We start from the raw sequence: 13,218 nt of genomic DNA, 5'->3' as shown, positions 1-13,218 counted from the left end.
CCCGCCGCCTACTCTGGCGGCAGCGGCGGCCTAATCTTCCAGCGAATTAGCCAGAAACGTGTTTTTCAGCCCCAACCACAGTAGCCAGAACCCCAACGACCACCACAAATAGAGGCGGTAGTAGTCCTTGGTGTTGCGGAAGCGGGTCTGCTTGATTTCCGACTTCTCATACTGGTTGATGCGCTGGAAAATCTGGCGGAGCGCGGCGTTGTCGGTGGCTCGGAAAAACTGGCCCTCGCCGGCCTGCGCAATCTGGCGCATGGTGGTTTCGTCGAGGCGGGTTTCCACGTAGCGGGGGCGGCCCAGCTCGTCGCGGCCGAAGGGCACGGTGCCGTCCTGGCCGAGGCCGATGGTGTAGATTTTGAGGCCGTAGGCGTGGGCCAGCCGGGCGGCCGTCAGCGGGTCGAGGCTGCCGGCCGTGTTTTCGCCATCCGAAAGCAGGATGCACACGCGGGTGCGGCTGCGGGAGGTGCGCAGGCGGTTGGTAGCCACGCCCAGCGCCGTGCCGATGGCCGTGCCGTCGTTGGGAATCATGCCCAGCCGCAGGCCGCTCAGGCTTTCGCGCAGCAGCTCATAGTCGGTGGTGAGCGGCGCCAGCGAGTAGGCGTCGCCGGCAAATACCACCAGCCCCAGCCGGTCGCCTTGGCGCCCATCCACGAACTCCAGCGCTACGCGCTTGGCGGCTTCCAGGCGGTTGGGCTTCAGGTCGCCAAGCTCCATCGAGCCCGACACGTCGAGCACCAGCAGCACATCGATGCCCTCGCCGTTCTGCACCACCCGCTCGTCGGTGCGTTGGGGGCGGGCCAGGGCCATTACCGCAAACGCCAGGCTGAGGGCCAGCACCACATCGGGCAGAAAGCGCAGCACGGCGCTCCAGTCGCGGCGTACCTCGCCCTTCACGAAGGCCACACCCAGCTTGCTGCGCCGCCGGTACGCCAGCAGCCAGCGCCCCACAAACAGCAGCGGAATAGCCCCGATCAGCAGCAGCAGCCGTGGCTGCTCCCAGGCATAGCTGGCCAGCGTGGCATAGCGCAGGCTATCCACTATCGGCCCGAAAAGCTGTTGCCAGAGTTGCTGCACGGTTGGGGACTAGATGATGTGGTGATGAGGTTATGAGGGAGCAAAGGTAGCGGCTGGCTGGCGCTGCCTGCTATAATGAATGGGGCTGTGGCTACTTGTCCACCTGCTGCCGTACCAGCTCGAAGCGGCGGTCGGCGAAGGTGCGGAGCAGGTCGAAGGCGAGGTCGGTTTCAGTGTCGTCTTCCGAGAACTGGTTGCCGTAGATGACCCGGTCGGCGAGGCGCAGGGCCAGGCGCACATCGGCGTCGTTCTGGTAGTGCGCCACTATTTCGCGGGTGGTGAGGCTGTTGATGGTGTTGTTTTCGAGGTTGGTGAGGTAGTTTTTCCAGAGCGTGATGGCCCGCTCCATGTTCGTGAGCGAGCGGCTCAGCGTGAAGCGCTCCACGTGCCGGGCGTATTGCGCCAGAAAGTACACGTGGTTTTTGCGCAGCTTATACAGCTGGTACCGCTGCCGCCAGCGCCGCCCAAACGTGAGGGCCACCCCGCCCAGCAGCAGCAGCAGCACGCCCGCGCCAGCCAGCCAGTAGGGGTAGTTGAAGGCCGGCTCCACGGGCAGCAGCGCCGTGGCCTGGCGCAGAGCCGGCGTAACGCCGGCCGGCGGCGGCGGCACCACCCGCCGCAGCTGCACAGTGGCGCGGGTGCTGGGCAGCGTGAGCGTGTCGCGGCCCCGCAGAATCGTGACGGGCAGCTGCAGTGCCTGCACCGGCGCCAGGTCGAAGGTGCGCAGGCGGTAGGTGGTCTGGTCGAGGCTGACGCCCTGGCGAGTGCGGGTGGGCTGGTAAGTTTTGCCTACAAACTCGAACGGCGTATAATCGGCTGTGGAGTCGGGAAAGATGACGTTCAGGCCCGGGGCATGGCGGTAACTGAGCTCGTACTCCACAATCTCGCCCACGCGGGTGCCAGGCCGCAAAAAACGGCCCTGCGGCGGCGTGGCGGCCGGTTGGGCCGCGGCCAGCACCGGCAATAGAAGCAGCGCGCCAAGTTCCGCCGCGCGCCTGGGTCGCCAGGCACTACGCACGGCCGGAGCGAAGATTGCGCCGCCGGAACAGCCGAATCAGCTGGGGCACGTAGTCGGCGTTGGTGGCAATGGACAAGTATTCGGTGCGGTGGCGGCGGCAGATCTGGCTGATCTGGTCCCGGTTCTGCTCGTAGGTGGCGCGGTAGCGGGCCCGAAACGCGGCCGAAGACGTGTTGGTCCAGAGCGTGCGGCCCGACTCTTGGTCGTAGAGCGGCACGATGCCCAGCGGCGGGAATTCCTGCTCGCGCTGGTCGAGCAGCTGCACCACCACTAGGTCGTGCTTGCGGGCCAGCATCGTCAGCTCCCGCTCGTAGCTGCCGTCAATGAAATCGGAAATCAGCAGGATAATGCTGCGGCGCTTGAGCAGCCCCAGCGCCTGTTTGATGCCCCCGCCCACATCCGTCTGCCCCGACTGCGGTTCCAGCGCAAACAACCTTTTAATCAATGAATACGCGTGGCGCACGCCCTTGCCGGGCGCCAGGTACAGCTCTTTCTGGTCGGAAAAGGCCAGAATGCCAAGCTGCGCATCCTGCCGGGCCGCGGCCAAAGCCAGAATGCCGCAGATTTCGCGGCCCACATCGAGCTTGCGCAAACCGGCGGCGCCCACTTTCTGCGAGGCACTCACATCAAACAGCAGCAGTACCTGCTGCTCACGCTCTTCCTTGTAGGTTTTGATGAAGGTGCCGTGGCCTTTGCTCGATACGGCCCAGTCGATGGCGCGCACCTCGTCGCCGTACTGGTACAGGCGCACATCGTCGAATTCGAGGCCGGTACCCTTAAAAACGGACCGGAAATTGCCCTGCAATTGCGCGTCCACGGCTTTCAGCATCCGGATTTCCACCTGCCGCAATTTGCGTACGAGCAACTGAAAAGGCGTGGGCGTGGGCGTATTCATATGGGCTAAACTACGCGAATCGTGGCAGTATTGGCGTTCAGAAGCTGCCAAATCCTTACTTTTGCATCGTGAAACTCCTGCATCCCCGTGCTTTTTTGTTGGTAGTCAGTGTGCTGCTGAGTGGCCTGATGGCCGGCTGCCAGACGCCTGAAGAGGTGCTGCCGCCCCAACCACTGCTGCCGCGCGAGCAGCTGGTGAGCCTGCTCGCCGACCTGCATACGCTGGAAGCCCGCGTGGAAACGGCCGGCCTGAACCCCGATTCGGCCCGCGCTTTGTACCTGCAGCAGCAGAAGGCGCTATTCTGGCGCCGTGAAGTTACTGACTCGCTGTTTCAACAGAGCTACCGCTACTACGCCAGCCACGACAAAGACCTGGACGAAATCTACGGCCTCGTCATCGACACGCTGGCCCTGCGCCAAGTGAAAATAGGCCCCGCCAAGTAAAGCGGGGTAGTGGATTGGTAGCGTAAGGCCGTCATACAGAGCGGAGCGAAGCATGACAGCCTTATGCCGCCCACCCAGCTCAAATCAGGCGGCTGCCGTTCGGAACCGGGCCGGCCAGCGCGGCCAGCACAATGTGGCCCTGCGCATCGGCGGCCCCCGTCACTAGCACTTCCGACATAAACTTGCCGATCTGCTTGGGCGGGAAATTGACGACGCACAGCACCTGCCGCCCCACCAAGTCGGCGGGCTGGTAGTGAAAGGTGATCTGGGCGCTGGAGCGCTTCAGGCCGATTTCTGGGCCCAGGTCAATCAGCAGCTGATAGGCCGGCCGTCGGGCCGCCGGGAACTCCTGCGCCTCCACAATGGTGCCGACCCGCAGATCAACCAGCTCGAAATCAGCCCAGGAAATAGTCGGCATAAGGTGGTGATGAGGTGAGAACGTCATTCCGAGTGCAGCGAGGAATCTCGCGTGCTGATGTTGCAGTAGTAATTCAACGTCAGCACGCGAGATTCCTCGCTGCACTCGGAATGACGTTCTTACTTTACCTGTCACTTCATCACCAACTTACCGAGAGGCAAACGACTCCAGCAACGCCAAGCGCTGCTTGACCTGGGTTTCCCAGAACAGCTGCTTTTCCTGGTTGAGGCCGTGGTTGGACTCCACATCGTAGCGGGTTTCCTCGCGCTGCCAGGCCGCGAAGTAGTTTTTGGTGAGGGTGTTGAAGGCCGGGTTAAGGTGCTGGCAGTCCAGCTTTACGATGCTGAGCTTCTGGCGCAGCAGGCGGGCGTGCAGCTCCGTGATATCGAAGTGCAGTTGCTCGTGGCGCAGCAGGTTGGCCGAGGCCTTCCCGGCATCCTGCACCCACGACTCCTGCGGCAGAAACACGGCCGTGACGGTGGAGCTGAATACGAAGTCCTTGCAGGCCACCTGCACATCGATATTGGCCGAGGTGAGGGCTTTCAGGCGGTCGGTGCCCATGGGGCGGGCTTTGAAGTCGGCCCAGGTGAGGGGCCTGTTCGCCGACCAGCCCAGGGTTTCTTTGGCCGGTTTGGCGGCGACGGCAGGGGTGGTCTGGGGCGGGGCTGCTGCGGGCTGAAACAGGGGCAGCAACGAAAGCAGAAAGGAATGCAGGGCCATAGAAAGCAACGAGCAGGCTAAGGAACGTGAGTAGCTCAGAAGGTACACCAAATCCCGGCTTCCCGTTCCCTGAGCCGGAAACCGCGCTGGAAGCCGGAGTGGTTGGGCCGCAGCGCTAGCCCGCCACGGCCGCCGGCCGGGCTACTGTGGCGGGCACCCGGCTGTACTGCCGGAAGCGCCAGAGCAGCGCCCCGGCCACCAGCGTGAGGCCCGTCAGCAGCCCCAGCCACACGCCCAGGCTGCCCAGCTTCAGCCCGAAGCCCAGGCCGTAGCCCAGCGGCAGCGCAATCACCCAGTAGGAAAGCAGCGCCACCACCGAGGGCACCTTCACGTCCTGCAGACCGCGTAGCGCGCCCAGCCCCACCACCTGAAGGCCGTCGGAAACCTGGAAAGCGGCGGCAATCAGCAGCAGCCCCGAAGCCTGTGCCACCACGGCGGCATCGTGGTTGTAGAAGTGCGGAATGTACTGCCGGAAGATCACCAGCAGCAGGCCCATGGAGCTCATGAACAGGAACGTGAGCAGGTAGGCCGCAAAGCCGGCCTGCCGCGAGCCTTCCGCGTCGCCGAGGCCGCGCAGGTTGCCCACCCGGATGGTGGCGGCCGCCGCAATGCCGCTGGCCGCCATGTAGGTCACGGAGGCCACGTTGATGGCAATCTGGTGAGCGGCCAATGACGTAGCGCCCAGCCAGCCAATCATGATGGCCGAAAAGCTGAAGGCACCCATCTCAAACATCATCTGCACCCCAATCGGGGAGCCCAGCCCGATCAGGCGGCGCAGCGTGGCCCCATCGGGGCGGAGCCAGTGGGAAGCGGCTTCGCGGTAGGGCTGGAGCCGCCGGGCGCGCAGCACGTAGGTGGCCATCAGCACGGCCATCAGCACCCGCGCAATCAGGGTGGCCCAGGCAGCGCCCATCATGCCCAGGCGGGGCGCGCCAAAATGCCCGAAGATGAGGGCGTAACACAGCAGCGCGTTCAGGGCATTGGCCATCACCGACAGGTACATGGCCTGGCGCGTGAGGCCCAGGCCTTCGGCAAACTGCTTGAAGCCCTGAAACACCATTAGCGGCAGCAACGACAGAAACAGCACCCGCACCCACGGCGCAGCCAGGGCCACCACTTCGGCGGGCTGGCGCAGGTAGCCCAGCAGCGGCGCAATCAGCAGGCCCGCCGCCGCCAACACTACCCCGGCCACCGTGCTCAGCCACACGCCTGCCACCAGCAGACGGCCTAGCTGCGGCACGTCGCGGCGGCCATCAGCGGCGGCTACCAGGGGCGTGATGCCCATCGAAAGGCCCAGGCCCAGCACCAGCACCACGGTGTTTACGCTCACGCCGAGGCTCACGGCGGCCAGCGGCACCTTGCCCGTCTGGCCCACCATCACCGAGTCGCAGACGTTGACCAGCACGTGGCCCAGCTGGCTGAGCACCACCGGGTAGGCCAGTAGCATAAGGGGTTTGAGGTGGGGGCGAAGGGCAGTAAACGGCATGGCAGAAAGCAAACGAAGAGTGGCAAAGGTAAGGCCGTTCCGGACCGTAGCGCGAACTTTGTAGTCTGCGCTATGGCACCATTCCCATCGTCTCAGCGGCGCGAGGACGCAAACTGCAACGTTTGCGCTACGGCTGGGTAGCTGCCGTGCACGACCAGAAATGCAAAAGTCGGGGGCGCGGTGGGGCACACATGGCCGGAAATGCAAAAGTCGGGCGTGCGGTGGAGGGGGCACGGGTGGAAACGTGTCGTGCACCACCGGAAATGCAAAAGTCGGGGGTGCGGTGGGCGGCGCGAGGGAGCGAATGCGCCGCCGCGTGGGCACCCGCTTCGCCCGTCGCGAAACAGACTTTCGCGGTACGGGGCTAGCGCAGCACTTGGGCCATGCGCCGGATGGCTTCCCGCAACTCCGCTTCCGGCACGGCGTACGAGAGCCGCACGAAGCCCGGCGCGCCGCAGGTTGCCCCGTCTACCACGGCCACGCCGGCTGCGTGCAGGCGCGCCACCAGATCGGCGGAGGCTTGCTCCGGCGCAAGTGCAGGATCCAGGAAGGCGCGCAGATCGGGGAAGGCGTAGTAGGTGCCCAGCGGCAGCGCGGGCAGGGCGCCGGGCAGCGTCGCCAGAAAATCGAGCAGAAGCTGGCGGTTGGTCAGCAGGCCGGTGTGCAGCTCCTGCGTGATGTCCGTAGTGGCCTCGGTGGCGGCCAGCGCCGCCAGCTGGCTGAGGGCCGCCACGGCCCCGCCGGTGGCAAACTGCCGCGCCGTGCAGGCCTGCGCCACCGCCGACGGCGCCACCAGGTAGCCGATGTTCCAGCCCAGCAGCGCCAGCGACTTGGAAAACCCGTTCACCACCAGATGCTGCCCCAGCGGGTCGGGGAAGGACAGCAGCGTGGGTACCGGCTCCGGCCCGAACCGGATGCCGTCGTAAATCTCGTCGGCCAGGACCAGCAGCTGCGGGTGCTGCTGCGTAACGGCCAGCAGCGCCGCCAGCTCCGGCCGGGTGTATACGCGGCCCGTGGGGTTGTTGGGGTTAGTGAACAGCAGCAGGCGCGTACGCGGCCCGATGGCCGCCTGCACTGCGTCCGGGCTAATCTGGTAGTTGTCGGCGGGGTGTAGCGGCAGTTCGCGCAGGGTAGCGCCGGCCTGCCGTATCAGCTCCGCGAAGCCAAACCAGTTGGGGGAAAGCAGCAGCACCTCATCACCAGGACGCAGTACCGTGGCCAGTAGCAGAAACAGCGCGGCTTTCGTGCCGGGCGTCACTACGATATCCCCGGGAACTACGGTGGCGGCCTGGGCCTGATATCGGTGGGCCAGCGCCTGCCGCAGCTCTGGCAGGCCTTCCGCGGGGCTGGTTGGTAGCGGCAACCGGGTAAGGGCCCGCTGCACCTGCTGCGCTACCGGCTCGGGTAAAGAAAAACTGCCGTAGCCGGAAGCCAGGCTGATCAGGTTCAAATCGGAGGAAGCAGGCATAGAAGAGAAGCCGGGAGCCGGTAGTATAAAGCCGATGAGCAGTAGCGCGAACTACAAAGTTCGCGCTACTGCTCATCGGCTTTATACTGTCAGGCGCAGTACCACGTCGGCAAAGTACGTCTGCTCGTCGGTGAAGAACTCGGCCACGGCCAGCCCGGCATCTGCGGCCAGCGTGTCAATCAGCGGGCGGGTGAATTTGTAGGAGTTTTCAGTGTGAACAGGCTCCCAGGCGGCGAAGTCGAAGCTGCGGCCCAGGGCCCCGATATGCACCTGCTGGGCCTGCGTGGGCATCAGAAACGAGCGTACGGCGCCGGAAAGCGGGTCGTAGTCGGTGTAGTGCTGCCAGGTGGCCAGGTCGAAGTCGGCGGCCAGCTCGCGGTTGAGGCGCGTGAGCAGGTTCAGGTTGAAAGCGGCCGTCACGCCCTGCGTGTCGTCGTAGGCCGCCCGGATAAAGCGCGGGTCTTTCTGCAGATCGAAGCCGATGAGCAGCCGGTCGTTGGAGGAAAGCGGCGCGGCCAGCTCCTGCAGAAACGCCTGGCGGTCGGCGGGCAGGAAGTTGCCGATGTTGGAGCCCAGAAACAGCACCGCCTTGCGGCCCGGGCGCGCCGCCATCAGGCGCAGGGCCGCGCCATAGTCGGCCACGATGGGCTCTACGCGCAGCGTGGGCAGCTCCTGGCGCAGACTGGCCGCCAGCCCATCCAGCGCCGCCCCGGAAATATCCACAGGCACATATGTGAACGAAGCGCCGGTATCGAGCAGGTGGCGCAGCAGAATCTTGGTTTTCAGGCCGTCGCCGGCGCCCAGCTCCAGCAGGAAGAAGGGCTCCTGGGCATCCTCGGGGCGCAGGGCCGTAGCCAGGGCCGCCTGGTGCCGGGTCAGAAGGGCAAACTCGGTGCGCGTGGGGTAGTACTCCGGCAGCGCCATAATCTGCTGGAACAGGCGGCTGCCCTCATCGTCGTAGAAATACATCGACGACAGTGTTTTGGGCGTGCGCGCCAGCCCTTCGGCCACGTGCTTTTTCAGGGCTTCGAGGGCCTGATCGGGGGTGGCGGCCTGCCGGGGCGCCGGAGCGGCGTCCGTTTCAATCTGCTCGGAGGCGTAAAACGAAGGCGAAGCGGCAGCAGCGGAGTGGGAAGTCATAAGCAGAAAACGAGCGGGAAAACCGCCGGGGCGGATAGAGAGAAGCAGCGGAAAAATAAGGCAACGAAACCTAGCGGGCCAGCCGGATACCGGTGAACTGCCAGCGCTTATCAGCGTGGAAGAAGTTGCGGTACGTGAGGCGAATATGGCTGACCGGCGTGGCGCAGGAGCCCCCGCGCAGCACCAACTGGTTGATCATAAACTTGCCGTTGTACTCGCCCAGCGCCCCGGCGGCACGCACGTAGCCCGGGTAGGGGTGGTACGCCGAATAGGTCCATTCCCAGGCGTCGCCGAGCAGCTGGTGGCAGCGGGTCGGGTCGGCGTCGGGCGGCAGCGGCTGCGGGTCGAGCAGGTTGCTTTCCAGGAAGGTGCCGTGGGTGGGTGTGGCTTCGAAATAGCGGGCGGCCACCTCCCATTCGGGCTCGGTGGGCAGGCGGGCGCCGGCCCAGTGCGCGTAGGCATCGGCCTCATAGAAGCTGATGTGCGTGACGGGCGCGGCCATGTTCACGGGCTGCAGGCCATGGTGCGTGAAACGGTGCCACTGGCCTTCGTGCAGCGTCCAGTAGAGCGGCGCTTCCCAGCTCTGGGTTTGCACTAAATCCCAGCCCTCGCCCAGCCAATAGCGGAAATCCTGGTAGCCGCCGGCTTCCATGAAAGCCAGGTACTCGCCGTTGGTTACGAGGCGGTTCTGCAGCTCGAAGTCGGGCGTCAGCACGTCGTGCGGGGCCTGCTCGTTGTCGAAGCAGAAGCCCGAACCCTCGTAGCCGATGCGCGACACCCCGCCCGGCACCGGCAGCCAAGCCACGGCGGGCGCGGCTGTGGGAGTGGCCGGAGCCAAAGCCGGTAGGTAGGCCGGAGCCAGCGGACTGGTACTCAGGATGTATTTGATGTCGGTGGCCAGCAACTCCTGGTGCTGCTGCTCGTGCTGCAAACCCAGCTCAAACAGCTCCTGGAAGTCGTCCGGCAGCGTGTCGGCCAGCTCCAGCAGGCGGGCCATCTGCTCGTCTATGTGGGCGCGGTAGCTGTACACGTCGGCCAGGGCGGGGCGGGAAAGGGTGCCCCGGTCGGCGCGGTTCACACGTGAGCCCAGCGAGTTATAGTAGGAGTTGAACAAAAAGGCGTACTCCGCATGGTAAACGGTGTAGCCAGGTAGGTAGGCCTTGAGCAGAAACGTCTCGAAAAACCACGTGACGTGGGCCAGATGCCATTTGGGCGGGCTCACATCAATCATGGGCTGCACCACCGTGTCTTCGGGCAGCAGCGGCTGGCACAGCAGCATGGTGCGCTGGCGGACCTGCCGGTAGCGGTGGGCCAATGAAGTGGCGGAAGCAACTGCCGGGGCAGCAATAGAGAGGGAAGCAGACATAACGGTGGGAGTGGGGCCGGATTGTTAACTGGATTTGCGCGCCGCGGGTTTTGGCCGGCTTCCCGCTCACCGGATGGTGGCCGGGACAGGGCCGTCCGTATTTGCCGCAGCGTAGCCAGTATTAATAGCGAAGCTCGTCCGTAGTAAGTGGTATTTACGGCCCTGCAAGGCGAATTCGGCCAGTAAGAGGCCTTCATTGGCGCGCCGGTTTGCGTTACTTCGATTGAGCGAAAATGCTCGTCGGTTTTATCAAATAGTGAAGCTTATGCAACCCGCCGCTCCTGCCCTGCCCAATTCTGCTGCTGCCAAATCCGCTACTCCTGCAGTGGCTGCCGAACCCACCGCCAAGCGCCCCAAAGGCTTCGCCTCCATGGACCCCGAAACCCAGCGCCGCATTGCCAGCGAAGGTGGCAAGGCCTCGCACCTGAGTGGCCGCGGCCACCGCTTCACCTCGGAAGAGGCCCGCAACGCCGGCCGCAAAGGCGGCCAGGCCACCCGCCGTCCGCAGCCGGAAATTTAAACATTTCGGGGCCCCGCTGCGGGCGTCTGCTGTAGTTGCAACCCGTTTTCGGCCTGTGCCGGGAGCGGGTTTTGGCGTTTGGAGGGTGGCCGCCGCTTTTGCGCGTTATTTGCGGACCCGTTTCACTTGTCTGGTTATGCTTGAGCTGCAGTATTCGCGCCGCACGTTGCGCTTCAACTTTCCGGCCCGCACCTCACGCGGGTCCCTCACCGAGCATGCCGCCTGGTACCTGCACCTGACCGATACCGCCCGGCCCGGCCTCCAGGGCCTGGGCGAAGCCGCTCCGCTGGCCGGCCTCAGCCCCGATTTCCGGCCCGATTTCGAGGCGCGCCTACAGGCCTTGTGCGCCGCCTTCAACCAGCAGCGCTTCGCGGCCGATACCGACCTGGAGCCGGTGCTGGCCTTGGTAGAGCCCGAGTGGCCCGCGCTCCGCTTCGGCCTCGAAACCGCCCTGCTCGATTTGCACCACGGCGGCCGGTGCCAGCTGTTCAGCAACCCTTTCAGCCGCGGCGAGGCCGGCGTGCCCATCAATGGCCTGGTCTGGATGGGCGACGCGGCCTTCATGCGCAGCCAGATCCGCAAGAAGCTCACCGAGGGCTACTCCTGCCTGAAGCTGAAAATCGGGAGCCTTGACTTTGCCACCGAACTGCAACTGCTGGCCGAAATCAGGGCCGAGGCCGGGCCCGACGAGCTGACGTTGCGCGTGGATGCCAACGGCGCCTTCGCCCCGGCCGAGGCCCCCGCCAAGCTGGAGCAGCTGGCCCGCTATGCGCTGCACTCCATCGAGCAGCCCATTGCGGCTGGGCAGTGGGCCGCCATGGCCGAGGTGTGCCGCCAGTCGCCGGTGCCGGTGGCGCTGGACGAGGAGCTGATTGGCGTGACGGACCCCGCCCGGCAGGCCGAGATGCTGCACGAAATCCGGCCGGCGTATATCATTCTGAAGCCCACGCTGGTGGGTGGGCTGGCCGCCTCGCTGGCCTGGTGGCAGCTGGCCGAGGAGCAAGGCATCAGCTGGTGGCTGACTTCGGCGCTGGAATCCAATATCGGCCTGAACGCCGTGAGCCAGCTGGCCGGCGAATACGCGCTGCCGGGCTTCCCGCAGGGGCTGGGCACAGGCCAGCTCTACCACAACAACCTGGCCGCCCCCCTACACATCCGGGCCGGCGAGCTGACCTTCGACCCGGCCGGCGCCTGGGAGCTGCCGCAGGCCGGCCAGCTGGACTAAAGCAGGCCGCCGAAGCAGAACATTGCGGCCCGGAAAAACCAGTACGGCAGACAGGTAGTTTTTTGGCTATATTTCCCGGCCTCCCCTGTTTCTATGCCCGCCCGCTGGTTTTGCTTCCTGCTGTTGCTGCTGCGTGTCGCGCCCGCCGGGGTGTGCCTGGTTTTGCTGCTTGGGGCGGCCTCTGGTGCCCGCGCCCAGAGTCTTGAGGGGCCTTTCCGCCTGGAAAACTCCGGCCGGCGCCAGGTGCGTCTGCCGTTCTACTTTCAGCGCAACCTCATTATTGTGGAGGTGAAGCTGAACGGCGAAGGCCCCTATAATTTCCTGCTCGATACCGGGGTGGCCACCTCTATCGTCACCGACCCCAGCCTGACGCCGCTGCTGCGCCTCAGGCCCGGCGCCGAGGTGTACCGGGTGGCGGGCGTGGGGGAGGAGGAGCCTCTCGAAGCCCACTACGCCGACAGCATCCGCGTGACGCTGCCCGGCATTGTGGCGCCCAACCTGCCGTTTCTGGTGCTCTCGGCCGACGTGCTGAACCTGTCGGGCTACGTGGGCATGCCCATTCACGGGATTCTGGGCTACGACTTCTTCCGCAGCTTCGTGGTGGAAATCGAGCCCAGTGCCACCCAGCTGCTGCTCCACGCGCCTGCCCGCTACCAGCCACGCCGCGGCCGCCGCTGGACTAAGGTGCCCCTGACGCTGGAGCGGCGCAAGCCCTACCTGACGGTGCCTGTCAGCCTGACCGACTCGCTTACGCTGCCGCTCAAGCTGGTGCTCGATACCGGCGCCGGCCACGCGCTGTCCATCGAAACCACTTCCGACCCGCGGCTGCGCGTGCCCGACAAGCGACTTCGCTCGCAGCTGGGTCGGGGCCTGAGCGGGGCCATCAACGGCTACCTGGGCCGGGTGCAGGGCCTGCAGCTGGGCCGCTACCAGCTGCAGACGCTGCTCACGTCGTTTCCGGAAGCCAACAGCGCCGCCCTGCGCACCGACGTGCCCCGCAACGGCAACATCGGGTTTGAACTGCTCAAGCGCTTCGATCTGGTGATAGACTACTCGCGCCGCGCGGTGTGGCTGCGGCCCAATGCCCTCTACCACGACCCATTTGAGCACGACATGTGCGGCTTGGAACTGCTGGCTACCGGCCAGGACTATCGCAACTACATTGTGATGCAGATTGAGGCCGGCTCGCCGGCGGCCCTGGCCGGTATTCAGCCCAAAGACGAGCTACTGTCCGTGAACCTGCAGCCGGCCGCCGCCATCAGCCTCACCGAGCTCAGCCGCCTCTTCCATTCCGGCAACGGCCGCATGCTGCTGCTGGTGCTGCGCCGCCCCGATGGCGAGCTGTATACCACCCAAGTGCGGCTGCAGCGCAAGATCTGACCGCCCGCCCGGCGCTGGCCTGCCGTCTGGCGCGCCCCCGAAACCGGAGCAGCGCCAGA

The 13,218-nt window shown here is 65.4% G+C and carries 13 protein-coding genes; 4 read left to right on the top strand and 9 right to left on the bottom strand.

The genetic code is table 11. The features are described from left to right. Positions 1-30 precede the first annotated feature (30 nt). The 3 genes from O3303_RS08655 to O3303_RS08645 all read right to left on the bottom strand — a co-directional run bounded on the left by O3303_RS08655 (position 31) and on the right by O3303_RS08645 (position 2,993). Positions 31-1,080, bottom strand: coding sequence for a VWA domain-containing protein (locus tag O3303_RS08655; RefSeq protein ID WP_269561661.1), 1,050 nt, complete (start codon positions 1,078-1,080; stop codon positions 31-33). A gap of 91 nt (positions 1,081-1,171) precedes the next feature. After that, a complete protein-coding gene (locus O3303_RS08650; RefSeq protein WP_269561660.1) occupies positions 1,172-2,098 on the bottom strand; it encodes a hypothetical protein in 927 nt (308 codons plus the stop codon). After that, positions 2,091-2,993: a DUF58 domain-containing protein gene (locus tag O3303_RS08645; RefSeq protein ID WP_269561659.1), complete on the bottom strand. Its 903-nt coding sequence runs from the start codon at positions 2,991-2,993 to the stop codon at positions 2,091-2,093. The genes O3303_RS08650 and O3303_RS08645 overlap by 8 nt, the downstream gene beginning before the upstream one ends. 68 nt (positions 2,994-3,061) lie before the next feature. Here O3303_RS08645 and O3303_RS08640 point away from each other — a divergent pair, with 68 nt between their 5' ends. Continuing rightward, on the top strand, positions 3,062-3,436 hold the full coding sequence (locus O3303_RS08640) for a DUF4296 domain-containing protein (RefSeq protein WP_269561658.1): 375 nt from the start codon (positions 3,062-3,064) through the stop codon (positions 3,434-3,436). A gap of 79 nt (positions 3,437-3,515) precedes the next feature. Here O3303_RS08640 and O3303_RS08635 read toward each other — a convergent pair whose 3' ends face one another. The 6 genes from O3303_RS08635 to egtB all read right to left on the bottom strand — a co-directional run bounded on the left by O3303_RS08635 (position 3,516) and on the right by egtB (position 10,034). After that, positions 3,516-3,854 carry a tRNA-binding protein gene (locus O3303_RS08635; protein WP_269561657.1) on the bottom strand — a complete coding sequence of 113 codons (339 nt, stop codon included), beginning with the start codon at positions 3,852-3,854 and terminating at the stop codon, positions 3,516-3,518. A 147-nt stretch (positions 3,855-4,001) separates the two neighbouring features. After that, positions 4,002-4,574, bottom strand: coding sequence for a DUF922 domain-containing protein (locus tag O3303_RS08630; RefSeq protein ID WP_269561656.1), 573 nt, complete (start codon positions 4,572-4,574; stop codon positions 4,002-4,004). 115 nt (positions 4,575-4,689) lie between these two features. Continuing rightward, entirely contained in the window at positions 4,690-6,060 is a 1,371-nt protein-coding gene (locus O3303_RS08625; RefSeq protein WP_269561655.1) for an MATE family efflux transporter, read from the bottom strand. Positions 6,061-6,424: 364 nt separating this feature from the next. Continuing rightward, entirely contained in the window at positions 6,425-7,528 is a 1,104-nt protein-coding gene (locus O3303_RS08620) for a pyridoxal phosphate-dependent aminotransferase (protein WP_269561654.1), read from the bottom strand. A gap of 81 nt (positions 7,529-7,609) precedes the next feature. Beyond that, positions 7,610-8,668, bottom strand: a complete 1,059-nt coding sequence (gene egtD, locus O3303_RS08615; RefSeq protein WP_269561653.1) for an L-histidine N(alpha)-methyltransferase — start codon at positions 8,666-8,668, stop codon at positions 7,610-7,612. A 70-nt stretch (positions 8,669-8,738) separates the two neighbouring features. Then, a complete protein-coding gene (gene egtB / locus O3303_RS08610) occupies positions 8,739-10,034 on the bottom strand; it encodes an ergothioneine biosynthesis protein EgtB (RefSeq protein ID WP_269561652.1) in 1,296 nt (431 codons plus the stop codon). Positions 10,035-10,299: 265 nt separating this feature from the next. On the opposite strand from egtB, the gene O3303_RS08605 reads away from it, so the two are divergent. The 3 genes from O3303_RS08605 to O3303_RS08595 all read left to right on the top strand — a co-directional run bounded on the left by O3303_RS08605 (position 10,300) and on the right by O3303_RS08595 (position 13,159). Then, on the top strand, positions 10,300-10,554 hold the full coding sequence (locus O3303_RS08605) for a KGG domain-containing protein (protein WP_269561651.1): 255 nt from the start codon (positions 10,300-10,302) through the stop codon (positions 10,552-10,554). 136 nt (positions 10,555-10,690) lie between these two features. Continuing rightward, positions 10,691-11,779, top strand: a complete 1,089-nt coding sequence (locus O3303_RS08600; RefSeq protein ID WP_269561650.1) for an o-succinylbenzoate synthase — start codon at positions 10,691-10,693, stop codon at positions 11,777-11,779. A gap of 93 nt (positions 11,780-11,872) precedes the next feature. Then, positions 11,873-13,159, top strand: a complete 1,287-nt coding sequence (locus tag O3303_RS08595) for an aspartyl protease family protein (protein WP_269561649.1) — start codon at positions 11,873-11,875, stop codon at positions 13,157-13,159. The last annotated feature ends 59 nt before the right edge of the window (positions 13,160-13,218 follow it).

Source organism: Hymenobacter canadensis, assembly GCF_027359925.1.
GTDB classification, from domain to species: domain Bacteria; phylum Bacteroidota; class Bacteroidia; order Cytophagales; family Hymenobacteraceae; genus Hymenobacter; species Hymenobacter canadensis.
The sequence above is the reverse complement of the archived record's forward strand: the minus strand, read 5'-3'. Positions and strand labels throughout refer to the sequence as shown.